The following is a 26,549-nucleotide window of genomic DNA, read 5'->3' on the forward strand; positions in this document are numbered from 1 at the left end:
TGGAAATGTCGCTGTCAAAGCAGCAGAAGTTCTGGAACCGTATTGCTGAACGCTATGCCGCACGCCCGCTCAAAGACGTAGCGGCCTATGACGCCATGATCGGCGACGTCTCATCGCACCTCAAACCCGCAGACCACGTCTTGGAACTCGGTTGCGGCACAGGCGGCACCGCCATCCGGCTGGCGCCCCACGTGTCACACTGGACGGCGACAGATTTCTCCGCCGAGATGATCAGGATCGCTCGGAGCAAGCCAGCGGGAGACAACCTGACCTTCAAGGTGGCGGACGCCGAGAATGCCTATGACGGTGGTCCATTCGACGTCATCTGTGCCTTCAACGTTCTGCACCTGGTGGAAAACCAGCCAGCCGCCTTGGCGCAGATTTTCGCCAACCTGAAACCTGGCGGCCTGCTCATCTCCAAAACCTGGTGTTTCGCCGATCTGAGGTTCAGGTTTCGTCTTCTGTTTCGTGCGCTGCAGTCGGTAGGCCTATTTCCTGCGGTCAAGCCGCACAGCATCTCCGACCTTCGGCAGTCGATGACAGATGCTGGTTTCGAGATCACAGACGAGCGGGTCTTTGGCAAGCATCCGCAAAACCCCTATATCGTCGCGCGCAAGCCTGAGCCGCAAGATCTGACTTTGTGACCGAAGACCCACTTTCCTTCCAGTTTTCGGGAATCAGAGCACCTGTGAAATGGCATCCTGGGTTCCGAGGGTCGTTGAATCCAGAACCGGAATCCCGAGGGTTTTGGAAAGGTCAGTTGCAAGGCGACTGCCTGCAAGGTTCGTGCTCCAGATCAGCACGGCATCAAGCGGGGCTCTGGCCAGTTCCTTCACAAGACGCTCCAGCGTCTCGCTTGAGACCATCGATGCTTCAAAGTTGTCTGTGATGCCAAGATTGCGGCCCGCGACGATCTCGATACCTTCGCCCCCGAAGGTCTGCACGAGCCGCTTGCCTTCCAGCTCATCGCCCTGAGCAAGCAATCCTATTTTCTTGAGGTGATGCCGGTTGAGAAAGCTGGAGGTCGCCAAGGCTGTGGTCGTGGCGGGGATTCCAGTCTGCTCCTCGAGCATGTGACACAACTGTCGATCGGGCTCAAAGCCCAACAGGGCGCCACGTGTTGCATTCCAGAGGATGATCTGGGGCCTGGCCTGGGCGAGCAGGTCAGCGGCCTGCCGAAAATGGGCGAGAGCATAGCCATCCGGTGGATGGCCATCGTAGGGTACGCGGGAAAAGCAGGCATCGAGACCCGGGTAGTCGGCAATAATCGTCTGCGTGATCCGCTCGACGACGCGGTTTGATGAGGGCAGTATGACGCCGATAGCTGGAGCAGGCAGGGAATGCGACATTGTCATTGGTGATCACTGCTCCCGGACGATCAATGTCCGCTCAGAGGACCAACTGGCGGTCCAGACATCGCCCAGCTGAGGCGTGTTGGCGCCGAGGCTGTCGATCGGCAGCGAGCAGATGAACTCCGTGCCTTGTATCTGCAGCCAGATGGAAAGCGCCTGTCCCTTGAAGACAGTTCGAATGACCTGGCCTCTGACGGTATTGACTGTCTCACCGGATGTCTCGACAGGCGAAAGCCGGATACTTTCCGGCCGCACCGCCATGATAGCCTGTTGACCGACACCCAGCGCGCTCGGCAGAAGGCTTTCGAACATCTGTCCTGTAGCGCTTCTCAATAGGGTCTTGTCTTCCTGCTTGCCGATAATGGTTGCGGGCATGAAATTTGATGTGCCGATGAAGTCTGCGACGAAATGCGATGTCGGACGCTCGTAGATTTCGCGGGCAGAGGCGACCTGCTCAATACGGCCGCCCCGCATGACGGCGATCTGGTCTGCAAGGACCAGCGCCTCCTCCTGGTCGTGGGTGACGAGGATTGTGGTCAGCCCGAGCTCGTTGCAGAGTTGGCGCAACTCGATCTGCATGGCCTCGCGCAGCTTCTTGTCGAGCGCACCGAAAGGTTCGTCCAGAAGCAGGACCTTGGGGCGGTAGACGATCGCGCGGGCAAGCGCGACCCGCTGCTGCTGACCACCGGAAAGGGCCGCCGGCATCCGGCCCTCGAAGCCGGTCAGGTGGGTGAGGGCCAAAGCCTGCCTGGCTCTCTGCTCCGTCTCCGCCCTGGAAATTCCTCGCATCGACAGTCCAAAGGCAACGTTTTCAAGCACGGTCATGTGCGGGAAAAGCGCATAGTTCTGGAACAGCATGCCGATATTGCGCCGATGGACTGGAAGATCCGTGATCGGCTTGCCGTCGATGGAGATATCGCCGGATGTTGGCTGGACGAGGCCGGCGACCATCCGCAATGTCGTGGTTTTGCCGCAGCCGGAAGGGCCAAGAAGCGCAAGGATCTCGCCGCTGCGGGCTTCCAGTGTGACGTCGCTGACGACCTGGTTTCCACCATAGCTACGGCTGATACCGCTGAGCTTGACGCTGCCACCGCCGATTTTCGCGGTTATCGCAGGATTGTCCATCGGCTTTCTCCATCGACTTGGATTGTTGGCGGCCGGCCCGCAAGGCCAACCGCACTCTTTGTGATCAGACAGCGAAGATGCCGTTCATCTTTTCGGTCCAGGCTGAGCGCTTGGCATTGATGAATTCCCAGTCGGGCGTGAACAGGCCGCGCTTGTCCATTTCGGCGAGCGGATAGGCGAGATATTTCAGGGTTTCGGGCGAGAATTCGATGCCGCTGACCGGCGGAGCGGTCAGGGCGAACTCGCTGAATTCCTTTTGGGTTTTCTGCTCCAGCATGCGGTTCATGAAGGCGACCGCGACATCCCTGTTGGGACCACCCTTGACCAGAACCTGGCAATTGTTGCCGGCAAAGCTGCCTTCCTTCGGGAAGCTCATGGTCACCGGAGCGCCCTTGGCAGTATACGGATAGACGTATTTCGACAGCTCAAGAAGACCGATGTCGGCCTGGCCCTGTGCCACTTCGTTGGCGGCCTGCGGACCGTTGTCGAACAGGTTCATGATATTCGGCTTGAGTTCGGCGACCTTGTCGAAGCTGTCGTCGATCAGGTACTGGGCTTCGGCGAAAGGCTTGCCCGATTTCACGGCTGCGGCGACGATCAAGAAGAAGACCGATGGGGTATTCTTGGGGCTAACCAGCTTGAGCTTTCCGGCATATTCTGGCTTCCAGAGATCAGCATAGCTGTCCGGGGGCGTGACCGACGTGTTGTGGAACATGCTGCCGACGGAGATCGCAAGCGCGGTTGCCCAGCCGTCGAACCCGAATTTTGGATAGAGGTTGGCCATCGCCGGCATGTCGCCCGCCGGAAGCTGCTCGATCAGGCCTTCCGACTTGCAGATGGGAATGGCAACGTCATCGATGAACATGACCGAAAACTTCGGATTGTCCTTGGTCGCACGCATCTTGCCGACATTTGCAAGGGTGAAGCCTTCTTCGGCGATCACCCGGCAGCCGAAATCCTTCTCGAAGACCGGAATGATCTCTTTCTTGACGAACTCCCCCTGCGAGCCGCCCCAGATGCCGATCTGGATTTCCTTATCCACGGCCCAGCTATTGCGTACGAAGCCCATGGGGGCTGCCAAGGCGGTAGCGCCCAGTGCCAACTTGCCGAATGTGCGTCTTGAAATATTCGTCATATCATTTCCCCTTTTATGGTTGAGCGAATTTTCTTGAGAGCGATCAACTGGCCAAACGGGCAAGGCTGATCCCGAAAACCTTCTCGATGACGAGCACGAGAAGAAGCGCGAAGATGATCATCAGCGAGGCGATGGCAGCGATCGACGGATCGAAAGAGCGTTCGATGATGGTGTAGAGGTAAAGCGGAATCGGGAAATGGTTGCCGTCGGCAAGCCACATCGAGATTGGGTAATCGTCGAAGGAGACGATGAAGCAGAAGATGCCGCCGGCCAGAATACCGGGCCGAACCTGCGGCCAGATCACTTTGGTGGCAACGAGATGCGGCGCTGCGCCCAGCACCGAGGCTGCATCCTCGAGGTTGCGGTTGACCAGCACAAAGCTCGCCGACACCGACCGGATGACATAGGGCAGGCAGATCACCGTGTGGCCGATGACCAGCTGCAGCATGGTGGCACGCGAAGCCATCATCGAGAACAACTGGAGAAGTGCGACACCGGTAACGATCAGCGGCACGATGAGCGGCGACAGGATGACGCCGAGCACCATATCTTGCCCCGGCACCTTGAAACGGGTGAGGCCGACTGCGCAGGGGATTCCGAGGATCAGCGATACGATCGTGACGATCGCGGCCAGTTCCAGGGAGAACAGGAAGCTGCCCTGTGCTTCCGGATTGGTCAGCACCGCCGCATACCATTTGAGGGTGAAACCCTGCGGCGGAAAGACGATGTAGGCTGTGTCGGAAACCGACATCAGCAACGGCACGATCAGGGGGGCAACGACAATCAGCAGGATGATGCCGACAACAATCTTCAGGAGTGGGCTGACGGTCTCCGTCATCGTGTGGCCTCCGTCCAGCGGGCGAAGCGCCGGTTGACGATTTTGAGGAAGACGAGATTGGCGCCAAGCACCATGGCAATCAGCAGCGTTGATATCGCAGCACCGAAGGGCCAGTCGTTGAGTGTCAGGATCTGCTGTTCGATCAGCGTGCCGAGCAGTGGCGAGAAATTGCCGCCGAGAACCTGCGGTGTCACATAGGCGGCCGAACTCAGCGAGAACACCAGCGAAGCACCGACGGCAAGCCCCGGAAGGCTGAGCGGCAGGATCACCCGCAGGAAAACACGCAGCCGCGTGGCGCCGGCAACGCGGGCGGCTTCCTCGACTGTCCGGTCGATCCGCGCGATCGCCGAGGCCAGCGGCATGACCATGAAAGGCAGATAGACATGCACGCACGCAATCAGCACTGCCCATTCGGTGTAGAGGAGAACCGGCGGATTGCTGATGCCGACCAGTTTCAACAACCAGGCCAGCGCACCGGTCTTGTTGAGGATGGCCTGCCAACCGTATGAGCGGACAACCACATTGACCAGAAGCGGGGCAAGGATGGTGAGAGTGACCAGCCTCGCAAGTGATGGCCCGCCGCGGGCGATGGCAATGGCGAGAGGGTAGGCGAAGATCGCGGCGCAAACACTCGTCAGCAATGCGATGCGGATGGTGCGCAGCAGGATGCGGAAATACAGATCCGAGGAAAATAGCCGGGTATAGTTCTCAAAGGTAAACCCCTGCACCATGGTGCCGTTGATGCTGTGGGCCGAAAAGCTGGAGAAGATCATCACGAGCACCGGCCAGAGAAACCACACAGCGAGAAACAGAAGCGCTGGCAGAACCAGAAAGATGCCGGTGTGGCGGGTCGATGAAAACGCCGACCAGAGCCATTCAGTGAGCCTGGAGAGCGTACCGGCATCGTGCCGGTCGGTCGTCTCGCCGACCTCCGCAGTGGTGTCAAACATCATCGTTCTGTCCACGCTCCGCATCCAGGCACCTCGTCGGACTGTTCCTGAAGGTCCAGTGCGCTTTGTTCGATGCTCCGACAATCGGCAAAATTCCCGTTGCCGTCTATCGCAGAATAGGCAATCATCCATTCGAATAATTAGAATGATTGCGAGAGTGAGGCTATGCGCGGATCCCTGGTGCCAGCGTCCTTGCGTTATGCGGATCAGGTGGCCCGCTCCGGATCAATCCAGAAGGCGGCCAAGGAACTGAACGTTGCGGCATCCGCCATCGATCGGCAGATCCTGTTGCTGGAGGCGGATTTGGGTGTGGAGCTGTTTGAACGCATGCCACGCGGCATGCGACTGACTGCCGCCGGCGATGCGCTGATCGCCTTGGCCCGACGCTGGAAGAGCGATGAGCGCAAGGCGGCTTCGGATATCCGGCAGTTGCAGGGCATCCACCAAGGGCATGTGCGGCTGGCGGCAATGGACAGTCATGCCAACGGCTTCCTGCCGCTCTTCATCGAGAAGCTCGCGATAGAGCACCCGCGAATTTCTCTCGAGGTCGAGATTGCCAGCCCCGACAATGCACTGTCGGCACTGGTGGCCGGTGATGTCGACATCATCGCCGCGTTCAATCTTTCCCCGCGGCGTGACGTTCACGTGCTTTGGAGTGCCGACCTTCCATTGGGCTGTGTCGTCGCCCCGGGGCATGAACTTGCGAATGGAAAAACGACGAGCCTGCAGGAAGCGGTTCATTATCCGATTGCCCTCCAGAGCAAGGCATTGTTCATCCGCCGCTATCTCGATGCTCGTTATGGCTGGCTGTTCACAGACCCGCAGAAGGCCGTGGTGACCAATTCCTTGCAACTGGTCAAACAGCTGGCGTGCAGCGGTCGCTACATTGCCTTCACCTCGGAGCTGGATGCTGCGCCGGAAATCACCGAGGGTTCGCTCATTTTTCTGCCCGTTCGTGACAAGGGGGCGGAACCCCAGACGGTCGGCTTGGCGATCGACGCGCGAAAGCCACTGTCTCGTATCGGCCGAATTGTGGCGGATATGCTGAAAGACGAAATCGAATTGTGCCTTGAACGAGTACGCCTGACGCGCCCGCGTCACACTGAGACATCTTGAACCGGGGCATTCCGCTTGTGATCCTTGCGGGGAAGAAGTGAAGAGTTCGATGAAGGGCTCGAAGCTTTCGGAAGCGCAGGTCCGGCAAGTGTGAACAAGACGGAAATTTCCGATGTGACGGTCTGCAATTGGCGCAAGACGTATGCGGGCATGAAGCCGTCAGAGATGAGGCATCTTCGCCAGCTTGAGGAGGAAAACGCCGAGCTCACGAAGATGCTGCCGACCTGTCGCCGGCCAAGGCCCTGCTGCAGGATGTGCTGACAAAGCTCTGAGGCCTGCCAGGAAGCGCAAGCGTGTCGACAACAGGCAACCTTAAGGAAGCAGGACGGCCCCGCCCACCAATATCACAGCGTCAAAACAGTAGTGTCGCTCGAAATTAGCGCCCTCAGAATACCCTTCTGGGTGTGCTCGCTATGCTCCACCATAGCGGCTCTCGCGAGATCGGGATCCCGCAGACGTAGCACATCGACAATACGCCGATGATCGGCGCTGGTTTCCGGATTGACGTCTCGGCTGACGGCGCCGAGATAGAAGAGACGCGTGCACTCATCAAGATGCGCAGCGACCAGCGCCAACAGCCTGCTATTGTTCGCTCCCTCGGCGATCGCAAGGTGGAAATCGCGGTTAGCCTTGACGAAAGACTGTACGCTCTCGCCCTGCTGCGGATCGTAGCGAGCCTCCGCCAGAGCTTCGAGCCGATCAAGGTCTGCAGCGGATAGATTGAGAGCGGCCATAGCGGCGGCCGTGCCCTCGGTCATCGCGCGGATAGCAAAGAGATCGTTGATGTCCTTTACCGTCACGGGCGTGACCCGGTAACCTCGTCTAGGAAAGGCTTCGATCAGGCCTTCCGCCACCAATCGACCAAGCGCTTCCCGCACCGGCGTCTTGCTCATGGCAAGCTGCTCTGCCAGTTCGAGCTCCGAAAATTCGGCCCCGGGCCTTAAGGAGCCGGAGAGAACCCGCGCACGCAGAGAAACATATGCGGTCTCCGTCAAGGAAATTTTCTTCTGCCGGGCCGGCGAGTTATCACTTTCGACGCTAAGGCTCTGCAAGACGGCTTCTCTCCAAGCTCGATGGGTTCTGTCGGACCCGCTCGTGGATCATATGGCTTCACGCCCCTTTCTGTCTTCCTCCACTTTTTCTGACTTCGCAAGGCAGCCAGCCTTTGACATGAGATATTTCGTAGTATACCACGAGAGATATCACAGTTTGACGGCACGGGAGAGCCGTATTTGGAGGAACCGTGGCGCAGATCCTGGTGATCAATCCGAACAGCTCGAAAGCCGTCACACGCTCGATGGAGGCGTGCCTGAAACCGTTCGAAGGCAATGGCCACGAGATCCACTGCACTGAGCTCGAAGGCGCACCGACTGGCATCGAGACGGATGCCCATGTGGCCGAAGTCGTACCGTTGCTGATTGAGGCCGTGCAGACGGCGAGAGCAGACGCCATCGTGATCGCATGCTTCTCAGATCCCGGCATTGCGGCCGTGCGAGCTGCCACGAATGTCCCGGTCGTCGGCATTGCCGAAGCGGCCTATCTGACGGCGCTCGGCCTTGGACAGCGCTTCGGCATCGTGTCGATGGGCCCGTCCTCGATTGGTCGTCACCGGCGCTACCTTGAGGCGCTGCAACTCGATCGCAGGCTCGCAGGCGATCGATCGATCGACATGACCGTTGCTGAACTCATCGCACAGGACGCGGTCATGCCCGTCACACGCATTTCCTCCGTGCTTCGTGATGAGGACGGCGCCGAGGCAGTCATCCTCGGCTGCGCCGGCCTCGGAACCTACCGGGAGGCTTTGCAGACGGCGCTGGGTTTGCCCGTCATCGACCCGGTTCAGGCTGGCGTCGCCCTTGCCTGCATGCAGGCTGAACTAGGCTACCGTGGGAGAGTGTCGTGAGCATTGATCTCGTCATTCGCGGGCGGATCGTCACGCCCCAGATGACTATTTCCAATGGCTGGGTCGCTATCTCAGGCTCGCTCATCCACGCAGTCGGAGAAGGGGATGCGCCGGCCGCAGCCACCGTTCGCGATGCTGGAGACGCTTTCGTATTGCCGGGCATCATCGATGGACAAACGCATGCGGGTAGCTATCTCGGCCTCCCGGGGATCGAGCCGACGACCCGATCCGCCATTGCCGGCGGGGTCACGACGATCGTCGACATGCCCTATGACAACCCGACCCCGCTGAGCGCCCGGGAGCACCTGGACGCCAAGGTCGAAGCCGTCGAACGCTTCGCCCATTGCGATGTCGCGCTCTACGGGACTGTCATGCCAGGGCAATCCCTCGACGAGATGCGAGCGCTTGCCGCTGGTGGCGTCGTCGCCTTCAAGATCTCCGCTTTCGAAAGCAGTCCGACCCGTTTTCCGAGGATCGATGCGGCACTCGCCCTCGACCTGCTGGAAGCGCTTTCGGCAACCGACCTGCCGCTTGGATTGCATAACGAAGACCAGGAAATCGTACGCTCACGGGTTTCGCGCGCAAGAGCTGAGGGGCGAAACGGCATTACCGCTCACTCGCCGAGCCGGCCCGAAGTCGCAGAACTGGCATCAACCGTGCATTTCCTCGAACTCGCTGCCAATGCCGGTGGGCACGCACATATCGTGCACATCAGCACGCCACGCGGCTTCAAGCTGGTCGACAATTATGCGCAAGAGGGTGTCAGGGCGACCGGCGAGCTCTGCGTCCACTATCTCTGGTTCGATCCCGAACGCGACGGTGAAGAGCTCGGCGCGCGGATGAAGGTAAACCCACCCATTCGGCCCGGTCAGATCGATCGGCTCTGGCGGGAACTGATCGAAGGCCGGATCGCCTTCGTCAGCTCAGATCATTCCAGTTGGCCGATCGACAACAAGTTCACCGATAGCATCTTCGATGCCGGTGCTGGCGTGCCCGGAATGGAGACGCTGTTGCCTGCCTTCTTCACCGTCGCAAAGGAGCGCGGCGTTGATGCAGCGCATTACTGCGCTGAATATCTCGCCGAACGCCCTGCGCGCTTCTTCGGCCTTTATCCGCGCAAGGGTGCCCTCGTCCCCGGTGCCGATGCTGACATCACGATCCTCGCCGAGGGGGAAGATGTATGGGACGCCAGTCGCGCCCAGGATGGCCTCAACTGGAGCCCTTACGACGGACGGCGCTTCGCCGCCCGGGTGGCCGCAACCTATCACGCCGGCAGGCTCGCCTATGACGGCCGTGCAGTCCTCAACACGCCCGGCAGCGGACGCTATCTGCGCCGCGGCGAAAGCAAATGGTTTCCGCAGGATCTCACAACATGACACAGCCCCCCGCCCGGCCCGATGACGGTATCGTCGAGAAGGCTATCACCTTCCTCTATTACGTCGATCTTCCCCGTGCATTCGGCTTCTACACAGAAGTCATGGGATTTCCGCTCGAGATCGATCAGGGGTGGTCGAAGATCCTGAAGATTGCCGAGCATGCCTATGTCGGCCTCGTGGACGAGACCCGAGGAATGCATCGCGCCAATCCTATCAAGCCCGTGCAACTTTGCATCCGCGTGCCGGATGTCGATGCCTGGCATCGCTATCTCTCGAGCCAAAACGCGACCGGGCTGACCGAACCAAAGGACAGCGTCTCTCTCGGAATTCGAGCCTTCGTGCTGGAAGACCCGGAAGGCTACCAGATCGAGGTGCAATCCGTACTTCGGTGAAAACGCGCATGCAAACGTGTCGGCATACCAAAAAGGGGAACTAAAAATGCTGAATCTTCGCATGAAATCCGGACGCATCGCGGCACTTGCCGCTTTCGTCCTCCTGAGCTCGACGGCCTTGGGCGGCCTGGTCCAGGCCAAGGAACTGACCGTCGGCTTGACGTCGGACGCCGTCAATCTCGACCCGCAGGCAGGCGAGGAGTTGTCCAGCAACATCCTCTTCTACCACATCTACGATCCTCTGGTCCGCCGCAATGCCGACCTGTCCTTCGGACCCGGCCTTGCAGAAAGCTGGGAGCTCAAGGATGACACGACCTGGGTGTTCAAGCTGCGCCAGGGCGTCAAGTTCCACAATGGCGAGGACTTCAAAGCCTCCGATGTTGTCTTCACCCTGGACCGGCTGAAGAAGTCGCTGATGGCCAATCTCGGCGCCAACATCGCCTCCTTCACAGCGGTCGATGATTACACTGTCGAGATCAAGACTCCCAAGCCCTACGCAGTCCTGCCGAACGATCTGGCAGCCGTCCTGATCCTCAGCGAGAAGTATGCGAAGGAAGTGGGCGACGAGCAGGTGGATTTGAAGCCTGTTGGCACGGGCCCGTACAAGCTGGTCGAATGGATCAAGGAAGATCATATCACGCTCGCCGCCAATGCTGACTATTTCGCCGGCGCGCCTGAGATCGACGAGGTCACGTTCCGCCCGATCACCAATGGCGCCACCCGTACGGCAGCCCTGCTGACCGGCGAAGTCGACGTCATCCAGGATCTCAACGTCCGCGACGTCGACCGCGTCAAGGCAGATGACCGCTACAAGGTCATGTCGAAGCCAAGCCTGCTAAACGTCGTGGTGTCGATCGACCATCGTGAGAAGAGCCCTACCATCGCGCTCGACAAGAACCCGATGATGGATCGTCGCGTCCGTGAAGCCATGGTTCGCGCGATCGACGTCAATGCGATCAGCAAGATCATCATGAATGGCCTGTCGACGCCGTCGGAGCAATATGTCCCTGCTTCCCATACGGGCTATGTCGACGGTGCAAGCTTCCGCGACATGTATCCCATGGATCTTGAGAAGGCGGCAGCGCTCATGGCCGAGGCCGGCTATGCCGATGGCTTCACGGTGACCCTCGACACCACCAACAATCGCTATGTCAATGACCAGCAGATCGCGCAGGCACTTGCTTCGATGCTCGGCAAGATCAAGATCGATCTCAAGCTCAACCTGATGCCGAAGTCCAACTTCTTTGGCTACATCCGGGTACCCAGCGAGCAGTCGAGCATGATCATGAGCGGCTGGGACGTTCCGTCTGGTGACGGCGGTTCGATGTACAGCGTGATGTTCTACTCGCGCGACAAGAAGGAAGGCTATGGTCAGGTCAACCGCGGATCTTATTCCAATCCGAAAGTGGACGAACTGATCGACAAGGCTGATGCAACCTCCAAGCTCGAAGAGCGCGACGGTTACCTGCAGGAAGTCACCAAGATCCTGATGGAAGACATCCCGATGATCCCGATCCACTACGAGCAGGATCTTTATGCGGCAAAGACCAATGTCGAGATGACACCGCGTGCGGACAAGTTCCTCTGGGCCTACGAGATCGACATCAAGGAATAGCCCCAACCCGAACGAGCGCGGGGCTGTCGACCTTGAAAGGGGACAGTCCCGAATTTCTCACTTCTTCATGACGGGACACTGCCTTGCTGGGTTACACGATCAAGCGGCTCCTGCAGATGGTGCTGGTACTCTTTTGCGTATCGGTCATCGTCTTCCTGATGATGAGCTTTACCGGCGATCCCGTCTTCATGGTGATCCCGATTGATTCCACCACCGCCGAGATCGAACAGGCCCGCCGTCTCCTGGGGCTCGATCGATCCCTGGTGAGCCAGTATTTCATCTTCCTTGGCAACATGTTGCAGGGCGATTTCGGGCGTTCCTATGTGTTCCGACAGCCGGCCATGGACCTCATCCTGGAGCGTCTGCCGGCAACGATCGAAATGGTGCTGGTAGCAATCATGCTGGCGACCGTGATTGCCGTCCCACTCGGCGTCTATGCCGGGGCCAATCCAAACAAGCCGGTTTCTCGCGGCATCATGGCGGGCTCGCTGCTCGGCATTTCCCTCCCAGGCTTCTGGGTGGGCATGATGCTGATTTTCTTCTTATCTGTCCGCTATCAGCTTCTGCCCTCCTCCGGACGCGGCGATACGGTGGAATTCTTGGGCCTGCGCATATCCATCTTCACGGCGGACGGCTGGTCCCACATCATCCTGCCATCCGTGACACTGGCGCTGGCCACCCTTGCCATCATGCTGCGCATGACCCGTGCGGGCATGATGGAGGTGATGCGTCAGGACTATATGCGGTTTGCCCGTGCAAAGGGCGCGTCCCGCCAGAACATCCTGTTCAGGCATGGCCTGAAGAACGCTCTCATTCCGGTCGTCACGATCTTCGGCCTGCAGCTCGGGGACCTCATCGCTTTTGCAACGATCACCGAAACCATCTTCGCATGGCCTGGGACCGGCAAGCTGCTGATCGATTCCATCTACCGCGGGGATCGCCCGGTCATCGTCGTCTACCTGATGCTGACCGCGTTCATCTTCGTTGCCATCAATTTCATTGTCGACATCGTTTACACGCTGATCGACCCGCGCATTACCGTGAAGTGAGGATGGCATGACCGGGTTCTTCTCTTCGGAATTCTTCTTTCACTACCGCCGAAACCTGCCGGCGGTCTTCGGAAGCGTACTGCTCGTCTTCTTCGCCCTGCTTGCGACCTTCGGGCCACTTCTCGTCGCCCAGGACCCCTATGACGTTTCGCAGTTGGAACTGATGGACAGCTTCAAGCCGCCGGTATGGCTCGAGGGCGGGGATGTCAGATACTTGCTCGGGACAGATGGTCAGGGCCGCGACGTCCTTGCATCCATTGTCTACGGTGCGCGAATTTCCGCCTTCATCGGCCTCGCCGCCATGATCTTCTCCTGTGGGATCGGGACCGCACTCGGGCTGATTTCCGGTTACTACGGGGGGATCGTCGATAGCATCATCATGCGCATCGCAGACATCCAGCTGTCGTTTCCCTCGATGCTGATTGCGCTTTTCCTGATGTCGGCCTTCGGAACCGGCATCGGCATGGTTCTCATCGCCCTCACCGCCGTCGGCTGGGTGGTTTACGCCCGCACCGTTCGCGGATCGACCTTGAGCGAAATCCAGAAGGAATACATTCAGGCGGCAAAGGTGGCGGGGCTTGGAAACGGCGAGATCATCCTGCGCCACGTGCTGCCAAACGTGATGACGCCGCTCATCGTGGTTGCCACGATCCAGGTCGGCACCTTCATCCTGATCGAGGCCTCGCTCAGTTTCCTTGGTGTCGGCGTCCCCATCACCGAGCCTTCGCTCGGCCTGCTCGTCAAGGAGGGCTTCGATGTCCTGTTCTCGGGCATCTGGTGGACCTCTGCCTTCCCCGGTCTGTTCATCATGTTCCTCGTCTTCGGCATCAACCTGTTCGGCGACTTCCTGCGGGACGAACTCAATCCGCGGCTGAGATGAGGAAGGAGACAGCGACCATGGGCGAAGCACTTCTTGAAGTCCGGGATCTCAAGACACATTTCCATACCTTCGGTGGCGTGGTGAAAGCCGTCGATGGCGTGAGCTTCGACGTTCGCCCGGGAGAGGTCGTCGGCCTCGTCGGCGAGTCCGGTGGCGGGAAATCGGTAATCGGCTTTTCCATTCTCGGCCTGATCGATCCACCCGGACGAATTGAGGCCGGCCGTATTCTCTTTGCCGGCGAGGATCTGACCCGCAAGAGCGAAGACCAGATGCGCGCAGTGCGCGGCGGCGAAATCGCCATGGTGTTCCAGGACCCCATGACGTCTCTCAATCCGGTCTACACGGTCGGACGCCAGATGGACGAAATGCTGCGCCTGCATACCGACCTCGATCAGAAAGCGCGGCGTGCACGCTGCATCGAGATGCTCGAGGACGTCGGCATCTCGGAGGCCGCCAGCCGGCTCGACGCCTATCCGCACCAGTTCTCTGGTGGCATGCGCCAGCGCGTCGTGATTGCCATCGCCCTCCTGGCCGGTTCCCGCCTGATCATCGCGGACGAACCGACCACGGCCCTCGACGTCACCGTCCAGGCCCAGATCTTGAAGCTCATGCGCCGCCAGATCCTTGATCGCGGGGCCGCCATGATCCTTGTGACCCACGATCTCGCAGTTGTCTCCGAGATGGCGGACCGGGTGGTCGTGCTCTATTGCGGAAAGGTAGTGGAACGGGGCCTGACGACGGAGATCATCCAGTCCCCTGCCCATCCCTATACGCGCGGGCTCTTGGACAGCATTCCGAAGATCACCGATCGCCGGGCACGTCTGAACCAGATTCCAGGCACCGTGCCGGACATCCGCACCCTCGGCCAAGGGTGCAGCTTCAGGGATCGGTGTTTCCGGGCCCAGACCATCTGCGCTGAACATACACCGGTCCTGTCTCCGGTTCGCGGATCGCTGGACGCCGCATGCCACTTCCCGCTGGAGGAGACTTTTCCATGACGCCCCCCGTACTCGAGGTCCGTGGCCTGGTGAAAGCCTTTCCAGTTGGAGGCATTTTTGATCGGCTGCAATTCGGAAAAGGAAAGCTGCTTGCCCCCCAGAAGCAATTGCGCGCCGTGAACGGAGTAGACTTGTCGATTGCCCCCGGCGAAGTCATGGCCCTGGTGGGCGAATCCGGCTGCGGAAAGTCGACCGTGGCCAAAACCATCGCCCGGATCTACGAGCCGACCGCAGGCGAAATCCGGATTGATGGCGAAGACATCTCCCGCATGCAGTTTCGAGAAATGCGTCCGATCCGCCGTAAGCTGCAGATGATCTTCCAGGATCCATATGCCTCACTCGATCCTCGGCAGCGGGTCAGAGACATCGTGATGGAGCCGAGACGCGCTCAGGCCGGGGGCAAGATCAGTCGACGCGAACTCCATGATGAGGCGATCGCACTTCTGGCGAAGGTTGGCCTCAATGCCGAACAGGCGGGACGCTACCCGCATCAGTTTTCGGGAGGTCAGCGGCAGCGGATCGGCATCGCCCGCGCATTGTCGGTCCGGCCAAAGATCATCATTGCCGACGAGCCGGTATCGGCGCTCGACGTCTCGATCCAGGCGCAGATCCTCAACCTGATGATGGACCTGCGCGACGAGTTCGGCCTCTCCTATCTCTTCGTCTCGCACGACCTCTCGGTGGTTCACCACATCGCCGACCGGATCGGCGTCATGTATCTCGGCTTCATGGTGGAGACGGACAGCCGCGACCAGTTGTTCAGCCAGCCGAAACATCCCTACACGCAGGTTCTGCTTTCGGCCGCGCCGACCATCGACAAGTCGCTGGCTAAGCCGAAGATCGAGATCGTCGGCGAAGTGCCAAGCGCACTGCGCCTGCCCTCCGGCTGCTGCTTCAGGACTCGCTGCCCCATGGCCTTTGATCGATGCGCGGTCGACCGTCCGGTGTTGACGCCCCAGCCGGATGGCAGCGCCGTCGCATGCCATCTCCATGATCGGAATGATGCCGAAAGGAAAAGCCCGTGAGTTCGTCCGCCGTCATTGTTCAACCGCGCCTCGCCGTCGAAGATCCGCATGACTGTACCGATGCGAATGACATGCTGGCTGTATTCGACGCCCTGTTCGACGGACTTGTGCGCTATGGCAAGGATGGTGGCTACGTGCCAGCGCTGGCAAGCTCCTGGGATGTCACACCGGATGCGCGACACTGGACATTCAGGCTAAGGGAAGACTTGAGCTTTCACGATGGCAGCCCATGCGATGCGGCGGCCGTCTGCCAATCCCTGACACGCATGGCCCGTCCTGACAAAGGCTACACGCTGGGGGCGCCGGGTGTCTGGCATCAGTATCTCGGAGACGCAGAAATCGAGGCAATCGATCCTCACACGGTCGCCATCCGCTTGTCGAAACCGATCGCCGATCTCCTCGACATCCTGGTTTACGGCTATGTGATCGCTCCCTCCGCACTGGCACGCTACGAGGCAGGAGACACATCACAACCGGTCGGCACGGGTCCTTATCGCCTGGGATCCTACGAACCCGGCCATGCCCTGCACCTCCAGCGTTTCGATGGCTGGCATGGGGAGCCACCACCCAATGCCGAACTCACCTTCCGCCTGGAACAAAACCGGGAAGTGCGGCTGGACATGCTAATCTCCGGCCAGGCGCAGGTGGCAAACAGCCTTGATTTCGAAGCATCCAAGGCGCTCGAAGGTACGGGCCGGCATACGCGGGTCACATCTCTCGTCCCTGTCGCCATCATCTATCTTTTCAACGCCTTCAAGGGACCGCTGACCGACAGCCGCGTTCGCCGCGCTCTCAATCTGGCGATCGACCGCCAGGCCCTGATCGATCGTGTGGTGAGAGGTGCAGCAAAGCCCCTGACCGGCTTCGTCAGCCCCGCACATTTCGGCAGCATGCCATCGGAGGATCTGCGCCCTGATCGCGATCAGGCACAGAGGCTGCTTGCCGAGGCCGGCTTCAGCGACGGCCTGACCATTGAGGTCGATTGCCCGACACGCCTTCCCGATGAAGCCGAGGCACTGACGGCCGCTCTTGCCGAGCAGCTTTCCGCAATTGGCGTGACGCTGAACATACACCTCCACACGAACCGCGAGGCCTATGCCCATGGCGTGCGCCTGAAACAGGTGCGCGACATGTGCGTCTTCGATTCAAGCCCCTTGAGCACCTTCCGCATCCTTGCTGAAAAGATCGATCAAAGAGCCAATGGCTCCTGGTGGCTGGGCTTCCACAATGCCGAGGTCGAAGACTTGCTCGATAGGGCACGGGCAACTGTTGATCCAATTGAACGTGCGGAGATCTTCAAAAAGGCCTTCCACGCGCTGCAAGTGGATCCTCCATGGCTCTATCTCTACAATCCGCTGAGGGTGACAGGCCTTAGCGGGTCCTGGCCGGACTGGCGCATGCGCCAGGATTGCGTGCTCGACGTGACGCGGCTTCCTGATTTCCAGACCGGGAAGAGAGCACCATGAGGCACGTTGACCTGATCATCATTGGCGGCACCGTCCTCACCATGGACGGCAGTCGCCGCGTCCTCGACAAGGGTGCACTCGCCGTTCACGAAGGTCGCATCGTGGCGGTAGGGCACGCGGTCGAGATCGCCAGAGAATACCAGGCCGAGCGGCAGATCGACGCCAGCGGCAAGGTGGTGATGCCCGGAATGATCGACGTCCATGCCCATGCAGGCCACGGCTTGATCAAGACTATGGGCATGGAGCAAGGCAATCACTGGGAAGAGATCTGCAACGCTGCCTATACCGTCGGTTCGACACCGGAATTCTGGTTCGCGGAGGCGCGGCTTGCAGCCCTTGAACGGCTGCGCTTCGGCGTCACCACCGGCGTTTCGCTTCTCGGTGGCGGCGACACAATCATGCGAACGGATGACGTCGCCTATGGAAGCGCGCATTGCGAGGGCGTCGCTGAAATTGGCACGCGCTCGGTCGTCGCCGTCGGACCAACCCGCCCTCCGCATCCGCGAACCTATGCGTCCTGGCACGACGGCAAGGCGTCAGAAGGGCCCGTGACATACGAGGAGCAGTTGATTGTCAGCCGCAAGCTCCTGGACATGTGGCATGGGCGCGGACGCCTCAACATCGCCTTGCTCACCCCTGTGCTGCGCGACGAACATCAGCGCGACATGTCTGCCGCAGACTATGAGGCTGCGGTCGCTCAGACGAAGACCGTGCGGGCGCTCTCGCGCGAGGCGGGCGTGGTGTTCACCCAGGATGGTCACTGGAAGGGCTCCGTTTCCCGCGCAGAGACGCTCGGCATCCTCGGTCCGGACGCGCTTCTGTCTCATGCCATCGACATCACGCCAGAAGAGATCCGCATCATCGCCGATACAGGCACCCGCATCGCCCACAATCCCAGCGCCATCGCCTCCATTCTCGGCCGATGCCCGGCGATCGAACTGATCGAGGCGGGTGCTGTGGTGGCGATTGGCTCCGATGCAACTGCGCCGGACAGATCGGCGGACATGTTCCGGCACATGCAGCAGTGCATGCATTATCACCGCACGCATTTTCGCGATCCCTCCGTCCTGCCTCCAGGCAAGGCCCTTGAAATGGTGACGATCGATGCCGCGACCGCCTTGGGGCTCGACCGGGACCTTGGGTCCCTCGAAGTCGGCAAGAAGGCCGACATCGTGGTGGTCGACATGATGCGCCCGCACCTCGCGCCCTACCAAATGCCGATCTTCCGCCTTGCCTACTTCGCCAACGGCAATGACGTCGACACCGTTGTGATCGACGGGCAGGTCCTGCTCGAAGGTGGCCGCCCCCTGCTGACCGACCTTGATGAGGTCGTCGCGGAAGCCGACAGGCAAGCCTGCCTGCTGATCGAGCGCATGGGCCTCGAAAAAATGATCGGCCAGCCGCATGGCTTTTTTGGCCATGCAAGATACCCAAAACATCAAGGAGACAGCCAATGATGAGGCTGAATGAAAAGGCAAAAGGCGTCTATGTTATCGCCCTCACCCCTTTTACGGAGACGGGTGAACTCGATCTGGATAGCACTGACCGCATGGTCGATTTCTACCTTGAGCGCGGTGCGACTGGACTGACCGTGCTTGGAATGATGGGGGAAGCGCAAAAGCTCACCATCGAGGAATCGCAAACCTATGTCCGACGGATCCTTCGCAGGGTCGATGGCCGCGTGCCTGTTGTTGCGGGTGTCTCTGCTGCGGGCTTTGCCCAGATGCAGGCCTTGACCACGATGGTGATGGATGACGGCGCTGCAGGCGTCATGATTGCTCCGCCATCCTCCCTGCGCAACGATCAGCAGATCGTCACCTACTACAAGCAGGCGGCGGAGTTCATTGGCGACACGCCTTTCGTGCTGCAGGATTTCCCTCTCGTCACAAGCGTCACCATCCCCGTCTCCGTCATCCAGACGATCATCGATCAGATCCCGACCTGCGTCTGCCTTAAACACGAGGACTGGCCTGGTCTTTCCAAGATTACCGCACTCAGGACCGCGTCGGAGCCCCCCGGCAAGAGGCGCATATCAATCCTGTGCGGCAATGGCGGCGTCTTCCTGCCGGAAGAGATGGCGCGCGGGGCGGACGGCGCCATGACCGGCTTTGCCTATCCGGAGATGATGCGCGACGTCGTCCTCCACCATGAGCGCGGCGATGCCGAGCGCGCCCAGGACATCTTCGACGCCTATCTCCCACTTGCCCGCTACGAACAGCAACCGGGCCTCGGCCTCTCCATCCGGAAATACATCATGGCCAAACGCGGCGCGATCGCCACGCCGACACTGCGCAAACCGGGGGGATCGCTTTCTCCCGCCGATATCAATGAGGTCGAGCGCCTCATCGCGCGCCAGGACAGAAGATTGAAGGAGCTCGGCTGATGGAACTGGGCTTGAAAAACAAAACCGCTCTTGTGATGGGTGCAAGCCGCGGACTGGGCGCCGCGATTGCCCGTGGGCTCGCCGAAGAAGGGGTGACGGTCTATGCCGCCGCCCGCAACATCTCGGCCATCTCTGCCTGGGCTTCCGAGCTCGCACCGACGTCCGGTACCGTCATTCCGCTGCAGCTCGACCTTTCCGACATCGACAGCGTGGACGGGACAATTGCCTCTCTGGTTGCGGCAGGGGGTGTCGACATTCTCGTCAACAATTCTGGTGGCCCGCCGCCGGCTGCAGCCATCGATGCGAAACGAACGGACTGGATCGGCAATTTCGAGACGATGGCTGCCAACATCTTCCATCTGACCACCAGTCTTCTGCCCGGGATGCGGGAAAAGCGCTGGGGTCGGATCATATCGATCGCCTCCTCAGGAGTGGAACAGCCGATCGCACGGCTGGCGCTTTCGAACGGTATCCGCTCGGCCCTGATAGGCTGGTCGAAAACACTTGCTGCGGAAGTAGCCTCAGAAGGCGTCACGGTGAACGTGCTTCTTCCGGGGCGCATTCACACACAAAGGGTGGACGAACTCGATGCAGCCGCAGCCAGCCGTTCAGCCAAGAGTGTCGAGGAGATCGCGGCCGCATCCGCTGCCGGCATTCCGACCGGGCGTTATGGTCGGCCTGAGGAATTTGCCGCAGTTGCCGTCTTCCTGGCCTCCGAGCCCGCCTCGTATGTGACGGGAAGCAAGATCAGAGTGGATGGCGGCGCAATCCGATCCGTCTGAAAGCTAGCCTGGCTGACACACCTTACGGCTCCAGTCCCGCACAACGGGCGGTATTGCGGATATGGGTTTCCATCTCAAGCTTAGCCCGCTGGCCATCATTCGACCGGAGCGCCGAAATGATCTTTCGGTGCTCACTGATCGATTCCCGCATCCTCTCGGGATCGGTGATCGGGATCGGCTGGCGCTGGGTCTCCGTCACCTGATCCCGCACCGTTTGATAAAGCGCCTTGAGCATGGCATTCGAACAGGCGGAAACGATGGTACCGTGAAATTCGAGATCGGCCTCGACATTGGCCAGCAGATCCTGGCTGGCCCAGCAGTCCTCCATCGTTCTGGTCGCCTGCTCCATTTTGTCGAGCTGCAACTGGGCAAGACGGCCTGCGGCTAACCGCGCAATTTCGCCTTCGAGCAGGATACGGGTCTGGAAAACATCGAAGACCGAATAGCTGTCGGAATAACGCCAAGGCGCCATATGACCGCTCGTGCCGGCCGTGGCAGCTGCCGGACTGGCAACGAACGTCCCCCTGCCCGCTTCCGTCTTCAGAAGGCCCAGCGTTTCCAGGGTCAGCAAGGCTTCGCGCAAGGACGCGCGACTAATGCCGAATTTCTGTGAGAACTCGCGTTGCGACGGGATTTTCTCACCCGGCTTCAACTGGCCGGACTGGATCATGCCCTGGATCTCGCGTGCCACGGATTGTGGCACGAGCGTCTTGTTGAACATGCGGTCTCTTCCCCGGCGGCCTGTTTCGAAGCGCAAGTGTATTTTTTCTGGCCGCCCCTTGCCAAGCAGAAAGCAGCATGCTTGTTTGGCCTGACTGGTCTGACCAGTTAGACCAATGTAGATTGAGTCATGTTCAAAAAACAAGGGGAACTCTCATGACACGTTCATCCATAGTCAAGGCAACACTGGTGGCAGGCCTGCTGGCCACCTTCGGCAGCTCGGTGCACGCAGCAGACCTGACGGTCGGCGCGAATATCGGCAATGTGCCGTGGGAATTTGAAGACGCCAGTGGCAAGGTCACCGGTTTCGAGGTCGACCTCGTCAACGAAATCGCAAAACGCCTCGGCAAGACAGTCGAATTCGTCAACACGCCATTCAACGGCCTCTTCCCGGCTGTCCAGTCCGGCCGCATCAACATGGCGATCTCGTCGATCACCATCACCGAAAAGCGGCTGGAATCCGTTTCGTTCGCCCAGCCATATTATGACAGCGACCAGTCGCTTACGGTAACGGCCGCCTCGGGCATCACCGGCCTGGCAGACATGGGCGACAAAGTCGTCGGCGTGGATACCGGCTCGACCGGCGACATGTGGGCCGATGCCAACAAGGGCGAGTACAAGCTCGGCGAAATTCGCCGCTTCGAAGGTCTTCAGCCCGCGATGCTCGACCTGGTTGCCGGCCGCATCGACGGCTACATTTCCGACATTCCGGCCCTTCTCTACTACGTCAAGGACAAGCCGGAACTGAAGGTCGTTGAACGCATCCCGACGGGCGAGAAATACTCGATCATGTTCAACAAGGATGATCCGCTCGCAGCCGAAGTGAACACCGTCATCACCACACTTAAGCAAGAGGGCTTCATCGCCCAACTGCATGAGACCTGGTTCGGTGCCAAGGCCGAGGACACCACCTCGACAGTTACCGTACTCGACATGCCCAAGGCCATGTAACGCTCGAAACGCAACCGGTGGAACGGTCTCGTTCCGCCGGCCTGCCATGGGAGCCGAAACGGCATGACACTCATCAATACCTTCTTCAACGTCGACGTCCTGCTGAACAGCCTTCCGGCCCTGCTCTGGGGTCTGGTTGTGACCTTGCAAATCGGCATCACGAGCATTCTCGTCGGTCTCGCCGGTGGTCTCTTTCTGGCGGTAGCACGCCTTTACGCACCGGCTTTCTTCAAGTTCCTCATCCGCATCTATATCGACATCTTCCGCTCGATCCCGCTGCTGGTGCTGCTGATCGTTGTCTATTACGCGCTCCCCTTTGTCGGCATTCGGCTTTCGCCATTCCTGTCTGCCGTAACCGCATTGTCGCTCGTCTCGGCAGCCTACACGGCGGAGATTTTTCGTGCCGGTATCGAGGCCATCCCCCATGGCCAGTTCGAGGCCTCGGCGGCACTCGGCTTATCCAACCGTCATACGATGGTCGACGTAATCCTTCCGCAGGCGATCCGCATCGTCATTCCGCCGCTCACCAATAACTGCATCAACGTGATGAAGGACACGGCTCTCGCCTCCGTCGTCGCCATGCCCGACCTTCTGAAGCAGGCGACCCAGGCGCAGGCGCTCGCCGCCAATCCGACGCCGCTGATCGGCGCGGCGCTTATCTACATCGCCCTGCTTTGGCCGATGGTCGCCGTCGTCTCACGACTCGAGAAACATTTCAGCCGGGGGAAACGCTGATGACTGAGACGAACACGCCCCTCATCTCCGTCCGCGGCCTGACCAAGGCCTATGGCACCTTCACCGTGCTGCACGATATCGACCTCGACATTGCCGAAGGCGAAGTCGTCTGCGTCATCGGCCCATCCGGCTCCGGCAAATCTACGCTCATTCGTTGCATCAACCATCTCGAAGCCTTCGCACCTGAAAGCCGCATCACCGTCGACGGCATCCGCGTCGAACCCGGCCCTGCCCTTGCGAAGGTGCGCGCCGAGGTCGGGATGGTCTTCCAGTCCTTCAACCTCTTCCCGCACATGACGGTGCTGAAGAATGTCATGCTCGCCCCGATGCGGGTCCGTGGCACGGGGAAAGCGGAAGCAGAACGCAAGGCGCGCGAATTGCTGTCCCGCGTCGGCATATCGGAGCAGGCAGAGAAATATCCGGGCCATCTCTCCGGCGGCCAGCAGCAACGTGTGGCGATCGCCCGAGCGCTGGCCATGGAGCCGCGCGTGCTGCTTTTCGACGAGCCAACCTCGGCGCTCGATCCGGAAATGGTCGGCGAAGTGCTCGACGTCATGCGCAAGCTCGCCGGATCAGGTGTCACTATGGTCGTCGTGACACACGAGATGGGCTTTGCCCGCCAGGTTGCCGACCGCGTGATCTTCATGGATGGCGGACGGCTGGTCGAGAGCGGGCCTCCCGAAGAGATCTTCGACACCCCGAAACATGAGCGGACGCGCGGCTTCCTGCGCGCAGTCCTCAATCACTGAACAAGAACAAGACCGGAGGACACACCGCCATGGCAAACAGTTCAACCAAGACGCTCGATCTCGACTACGTGCGCAGCCAGTTCCCGGGACTTGCCCGCGGCTGGACTTTCTTCGACAATGCCGGGGGATCGCAGATCCTCAAGGGTGCCGTCGAACGCATCAACACGTTCCTGTTCGAAAAGAACGTCCAGATCGGTGGGTCCTACGAAGTCTCGCAAGCCGCAGCCGCAGCGCTTCACGAAGCGCGCACTGCCGCCATGCATCTCGTCAATGCAGGCCGCCCGGAAGAGATCGTCTTCGGCAACTCCACCACCGCGTTGCTGCAGAATCTGGCCAAGGCCATGCACAGCCAATTGTCAGCCGGCGACGAGATCGTCATCACCATAGCGGATCACGAGTCAAACATTGGTCCCTGGGATAGGCTGCAGGAACGTGGTGTGGTGCTCAAAGTCTGGCCCCTCAACAAGGAAACCTTGACGCTCGACCTCGCGGACCTTGCGCCGCTGATGACCGAGCGGACCAAGCTCGTCTGCGTCACCCACTGCTCGAACCTCCTGGGCTCGATCAACCCGATCCGTGAGATCGCCGATTTCGTCCATGCCAGAGGTGCAAAGATTTGCGTCGATGCCGTCGCCTATGCCCCGCACCGCGCCGTCGACGTTGAGGCCTTGGACGTCGATTATTATGTCTTCAGCCTCTACAAGACCTACGGCCCGCACTACGCGCTGATGTACGGCAAATACGATCTCCTGCTCGCACTCGACCCGCTCTATCACTACTTCTACGGCTACGACAAAGTCCCCGGAAAACTGGAGCCGGGAAATCCGAACTATGAGCTTGCCTATTCGACCTGCGGGATCCTCGATTATCTCGTCTCTCTGGGAGAACGGGCCGGGGAGACAGGATCGGCCCGCCAGAAGATCGAGGCCGGTTATGCCGCCATCACGGCCCAGGAAGACGCGCTCACCGAACGGCTGCTGACCTATCTGCGTTCCCGCAATGACTGCATGATCGTTGGCCAGTCCGTAAACCGCGAGAGCCAGCGCGTGCCGACGGTCGCGTTCCGTTTCGATGGTCGCGAGGCAGGCGATCTTTGCAAGGCCATGGATGCAGAGAAGATCGCCATGCGTTTCGGCGACTTCCACTCCCGCCGGCTTGCCGAATATCTTGGCCTCACCGACCACGGCGGCATGCTGCGCGTCTCGATGGTGCATTACAACACGATTGAGGAGGTCGACCGTTTTACAGCTGCCCTTGACCGCATCCTCGCTGGGGACGTGGGCCTGGCAAGGGCAAGCTGACGGCTGCAACGAAAGGGATTTTATGAGATGCGCTTCGATACGGTGATCCGCAACGGAACGGTGGTAACGGCGAGCGATACCTTCGTCAGCGACGTCGGCATCAAGGATGGCCGTATTGCCGCACTCGCCGCAAACATCACGGATGCCGAAGAAGTCATCGACGCCACCGGCCTTTTCGTGCTTCCCGGCGGCATCGACAGCCATGTGCATCTCGACCAGCCCTCCGGCGACGGCATTGTCATGGCCGACGATTTCGACAGCGGCACGCAGTCAGCCGCCATTGGCGGCAACAGCACGGTCTTGGCCTTCTGCATGCAGGAAAAGGGTCAGTCCCTGCGTGAAGCGCTGAAGATCTACCATGCCAAGGCCGAGGGAAAATGCCACGTCGACGTTTCCTTCCACCTCGTGATCACCGATCCGACGGCCGAAGTGCTCGGCCAGGAACTGCCAGCCCTGGTCGAGGACGGCTACACCTCGCTCAAGGTCTTCATGACCTATGAGGGACTTCGCCTGCGCGACGACGAGATCCTCGCCACGCTCGACACGGCAAGACGAACCGGCGCGCTAGTCATGGTTCACTGCGAGAACGAGGACGCCATCCGCTACCTGATCGGACGGCACGAGGATGAAGGCAAGTTCGCGCCGAAGTACCACGCCACGACCCGACCCGTCGCAGCCGAACGGGAGGCAACCCATCGCGCATTGTCGCTCGCCGAAATCGTCGACGTGCCCATCGTCATCGTGCATGTCTCGAACCGCGAGGCCATGGAAGAAATCCGCCGCGCCCGCCAGCGGGGCCAGAAAATCGCTGGCGAAACATGCCCGCAATATTTGATGCTGACGGCAGACGACCTCGATCTCGAAGGGCTGGATGGCGCGAAATTCGTCTGCTCGCCGCCACCGCGCGACAAGGCAAGTCAGGACGCTTGCTGGGAAGGGATCGAGCAGGGCGTCTTCGACCTGTTCTCCTCCGACCACTGCCCCTTCCGCTTCGACGATCCGGAAGGCAAGCTGAACGAGAAGGGAAAGCGGCATTTCCGCTGGATCCCGAACGGCATTCCGGGCGTCTCGACCCGCCTGCCGATCCTGTTCTCCGAAGGGGTAATGAAAGGCCGGATCGACATCAACCGTTTCGTCGCGGTGACCTCGACCAACCACGCGAAGCTCTATGGCATGTATCCGCAAAAGGGCACGATTGCGATCGGTTCCGATGCGGACATAGCGCTCTGGGATCCGACGCAGCGGGTTACACTGACCAACGACATCCTCCAGCACGGTGCCGATTACACACCCTATGAGGGCCTGGAGGTGACGGGCTGGCCCGTGCGTCTCTTCGTTCGCGGCAAGACTGTCATGGAACGCGGCTCGCTCGTGGATGCCCGACACGGCCACTATCAAAGCCGCAAGCGGTCGAGCCTGATCAAGGCCGCCAGTTTGGACGCAACAAGGCACCCATAAATCAGCTGGCAGCCCTTTCTTGGGCTCGATTGCAAGAAATCAGCGCGCTGTAGAAGTCGCTCGTGCGCGGGCACGAATGACTTGGATCGATGCAAGGGCGCTGGTCCAGATCGTCAACAACTCGGCAGATATCGAGTTTGAATGACCTTGCCCCCTGTTGCATCTTGGAAAGCTGCCCCCCAACCCGAGCAACGATCATCTGCAGCATACTTTTTGCCTGACGGTTTCCGCCGCATGCTCCCCCCGCATG

The 26,549-nt window shown here is 60.1% G+C and carries 26 protein-coding genes and 1 pseudogene; 20 read left to right on the forward strand and 7 right to left on the reverse strand.

The window, feature by feature from the left end; all coding sequences use genetic code 11:
* Positions 1-5: 5 nt before the first annotated feature.
* Positions 6-644, forward strand: a complete 639-nt coding sequence (locus LJE98_RS15925; RefSeq protein ID WP_229576203.1) for a class I SAM-dependent methyltransferase — start codon at positions 6-8, stop codon at positions 642-644.
* A gap of 33 nt (positions 645-677) precedes the next feature.
* On the opposite strand, the gene LJE98_RS15930 is transcribed toward LJE98_RS15925, so the two are convergent.
* The 5 genes from LJE98_RS15930 to LJE98_RS15950 all read right to left on the reverse strand — a co-directional run bounded on the left by LJE98_RS15930 (position 678) and on the right by LJE98_RS15950 (position 5,403).
* A complete protein-coding gene (locus LJE98_RS15930) occupies positions 678-1,355 on the reverse strand; it encodes an aspartate/glutamate racemase family protein (protein WP_229576204.1) in 678 nt (225 codons plus the stop codon).
* 6 nt (positions 1,356-1,361) lie between these two features.
* Complete coding sequence (locus LJE98_RS15935; protein WP_229576205.1) at positions 1,362-2,477, reverse strand: ABC transporter ATP-binding protein; 1,116 nt, start codon at positions 2,475-2,477, stop codon at positions 1,362-1,364.
* A gap of 64 nt (positions 2,478-2,541) precedes the next feature.
* Entirely contained in the window at positions 2,542-3,612 is a 1,071-nt protein-coding gene (locus LJE98_RS15940; protein ID WP_229576206.1) for an extracellular solute-binding protein, read from the reverse strand.
* A 43-nt stretch (positions 3,613-3,655) separates the two neighbouring features.
* Positions 3,656-4,450, reverse strand: coding sequence for an ABC transporter permease (locus tag LJE98_RS15945; protein WP_229576207.1), 795 nt, complete (start codon positions 4,448-4,450; stop codon positions 3,656-3,658).
* Positions 4,447-5,403, reverse strand: coding sequence for an ABC transporter permease (locus LJE98_RS15950; RefSeq protein WP_229576208.1), 957 nt, complete (start codon positions 5,401-5,403; stop codon positions 4,447-4,449). Before LJE98_RS15950 ends, LJE98_RS15945 begins: the two co-directional genes overlap by 4 nt.
* A 162-nt stretch (positions 5,404-5,565) precedes the next feature.
* Between LJE98_RS15950 and LJE98_RS15955 the strand changes: the two genes are divergently transcribed.
* Both LJE98_RS15955 and LJE98_RS15960 read left to right on the forward strand, forming a co-directional pair.
* Positions 5,566-6,516 carry a LysR family transcriptional regulator gene (locus tag LJE98_RS15955; protein WP_267499084.1) on the forward strand — a complete coding sequence of 317 codons (951 nt, stop codon included), beginning with the start codon at positions 5,566-5,568 and terminating at the stop codon, positions 6,514-6,516.
* A 105-nt stretch (positions 6,517-6,621) separates the two neighbouring features.
* Positions 6,622-6,814, forward strand: a pseudogene (locus LJE98_RS15960) (transposase); the annotation flags it as partial.
* Between the two features lie 46 nt (positions 6,815-6,860).
* Here LJE98_RS15960 and LJE98_RS15965 read toward each other — a convergent pair.
* Entirely contained in the window at positions 6,861-7,511 is a 651-nt protein-coding gene (locus LJE98_RS15965; RefSeq protein ID WP_229576210.1) for a GntR family transcriptional regulator, read from the reverse strand.
* Positions 7,512-7,759: 248 nt separating this feature from the next.
* Between LJE98_RS15965 and LJE98_RS15970 the strand changes: the two genes are divergently transcribed.
* The 12 genes from LJE98_RS15970 to LJE98_RS16025 all read left to right on the forward strand — a co-directional run bounded on the left by LJE98_RS15970 (position 7,760) and on the right by LJE98_RS16025 (position 20,385).
* Entirely contained in the window at positions 7,760-8,419 is a 660-nt protein-coding gene (locus LJE98_RS15970; RefSeq protein WP_229576211.1) for an aspartate/glutamate racemase family protein, read from the forward strand.
* On the forward strand, positions 8,416-9,795 hold the full coding sequence (locus LJE98_RS15975) for a dihydroorotase (protein WP_229576212.1): 1,380 nt from the start codon (positions 8,416-8,418) through the stop codon (positions 9,793-9,795). The genes LJE98_RS15970 and LJE98_RS15975 overlap by 4 nt, the downstream gene beginning before the upstream one ends.
* Positions 9,792-10,187 carry a VOC family protein gene (locus tag LJE98_RS15980; RefSeq protein WP_229576213.1) on the forward strand — a complete coding sequence of 132 codons (396 nt, stop codon included), beginning with the start codon at positions 9,792-9,794 and terminating at the stop codon, positions 10,185-10,187. Before LJE98_RS15975 ends, LJE98_RS15980 begins: the two co-directional genes overlap by 4 nt.
* A gap of 46 nt (positions 10,188-10,233) precedes the next feature.
* The gene (locus tag LJE98_RS15985; protein WP_229576214.1) at positions 10,234-11,802 is read left to right on the forward strand and encodes an ABC transporter substrate-binding protein; all 1,569 of its coding nucleotides are present in this window, start codon (positions 10,234-10,236) and stop codon (positions 11,800-11,802) included.
* 83 nt (positions 11,803-11,885) lie between these two features.
* The gene (locus LJE98_RS15990; RefSeq protein WP_229576215.1) at positions 11,886-12,851 is read left to right on the forward strand and encodes an ABC transporter permease; all 966 of its coding nucleotides are present in this window, start codon (positions 11,886-11,888) and stop codon (positions 12,849-12,851) included.
* A 7-nt stretch (positions 12,852-12,858) separates the two neighbouring features.
* Positions 12,859-13,731, forward strand: a complete 873-nt coding sequence (locus LJE98_RS15995; RefSeq protein WP_229576216.1) for an ABC transporter permease — start codon at positions 12,859-12,861, stop codon at positions 13,729-13,731.
* 17 nt (positions 13,732-13,748) lie between these two features.
* Positions 13,749-14,729: an ABC transporter ATP-binding protein gene (locus LJE98_RS16000; RefSeq protein ID WP_229576217.1), complete on the forward strand. Its 981-nt coding sequence runs from the start codon at positions 13,749-13,751 to the stop codon at positions 14,727-14,729.
* A complete protein-coding gene (locus LJE98_RS16005; RefSeq protein WP_229576218.1) occupies positions 14,726-15,754 on the forward strand; it encodes an ABC transporter ATP-binding protein in 1,029 nt (342 codons plus the stop codon). The genes LJE98_RS16000 and LJE98_RS16005 overlap by 4 nt, the downstream gene beginning before the upstream one ends.
* Positions 15,751-17,220: an ABC transporter substrate-binding protein gene (locus tag LJE98_RS16010; protein WP_229576219.1), complete on the forward strand. Its 1,470-nt coding sequence runs from the start codon at positions 15,751-15,753 to the stop codon at positions 17,218-17,220. Before LJE98_RS16005 ends, LJE98_RS16010 begins: the two co-directional genes overlap by 4 nt.
* A complete protein-coding gene (locus LJE98_RS16015; RefSeq protein WP_229576220.1) occupies positions 17,217-18,677 on the forward strand; it encodes an amidohydrolase family protein in 1,461 nt (486 codons plus the stop codon). The genes LJE98_RS16010 and LJE98_RS16015 overlap by 4 nt, the downstream gene beginning before the upstream one ends.
* Positions 18,674-19,603 carry a dihydrodipicolinate synthase family protein gene (locus LJE98_RS16020; protein WP_229576221.1) on the forward strand — a complete coding sequence of 310 codons (930 nt, stop codon included), beginning with the start codon at positions 18,674-18,676 and terminating at the stop codon, positions 19,601-19,603. Before LJE98_RS16015 ends, LJE98_RS16020 begins: the two co-directional genes overlap by 4 nt.
* The gene (locus LJE98_RS16025; protein WP_229576222.1) at positions 19,603-20,385 is read left to right on the forward strand and encodes an SDR family oxidoreductase; all 783 of its coding nucleotides are present in this window, start codon (positions 19,603-19,605) and stop codon (positions 20,383-20,385) included. The genes LJE98_RS16020 and LJE98_RS16025 overlap by 1 nt, the downstream gene beginning before the upstream one ends.
* 22 nt (positions 20,386-20,407) lie before the next feature.
* Here the strand turns inward: LJE98_RS16025 and LJE98_RS16030 are convergent, their stop codons facing one another.
* Positions 20,408-21,106, reverse strand: a complete 699-nt coding sequence (locus tag LJE98_RS16030; RefSeq protein WP_229576223.1) for a FadR/GntR family transcriptional regulator — start codon at positions 21,104-21,106, stop codon at positions 20,408-20,410.
* 155 nt (positions 21,107-21,261) lie between these two features.
* Between LJE98_RS16030 and LJE98_RS16035 the strand changes: the two genes are divergently transcribed.
* The 5 genes from LJE98_RS16035 (at position 21,262) to hydA (ending at position 26,299) form a co-directional block, all read left to right on the forward strand.
* Positions 21,262-22,056 (forward strand): ABC transporter substrate-binding protein, encoded by a 795-nt coding sequence (locus LJE98_RS16035; RefSeq protein ID WP_229576224.1) that lies wholly within the window; start codon positions 21,262-21,264, stop codon positions 22,054-22,056.
* Between the two features lie 63 nt (positions 22,057-22,119).
* A complete protein-coding gene (locus LJE98_RS16040) occupies positions 22,120-22,791 on the forward strand; it encodes an amino acid ABC transporter permease (RefSeq protein ID WP_229576225.1) in 672 nt (223 codons plus the stop codon).
* Complete coding sequence (locus LJE98_RS16045; protein WP_229576226.1) at positions 22,791-23,540, forward strand: amino acid ABC transporter ATP-binding protein; 750 nt, start codon at positions 22,791-22,793, stop codon at positions 23,538-23,540. The genes LJE98_RS16040 and LJE98_RS16045 overlap by 1 nt, the downstream gene beginning before the upstream one ends.
* A 29-nt stretch (positions 23,541-23,569) precedes the next feature.
* The gene (locus LJE98_RS16050) at positions 23,570-24,841 is read left to right on the forward strand and encodes a cysteine desulfurase-like protein (RefSeq protein ID WP_229576227.1); all 1,272 of its coding nucleotides are present in this window, start codon (positions 23,570-23,572) and stop codon (positions 24,839-24,841) included.
* A 27-nt stretch (positions 24,842-24,868) separates the two neighbouring features.
* Positions 24,869-26,299 carry a dihydropyrimidinase gene (gene hydA / locus LJE98_RS16055; protein ID WP_229576228.1) on the forward strand — a complete coding sequence of 477 codons (1,431 nt, stop codon included), beginning with the start codon at positions 24,869-24,871 and terminating at the stop codon, positions 26,297-26,299.
* Positions 26,300-26,549 lie beyond the last annotated feature (250 nt).

It is taken from the genome of Rhizobium sp. 'Codium 1', assembly GCF_020889605.1.
Taxonomy (GTDB): Bacteria; Pseudomonadota; Alphaproteobacteria; order Rhizobiales; family Rhizobiaceae; genus Allorhizobium; species Allorhizobium algae.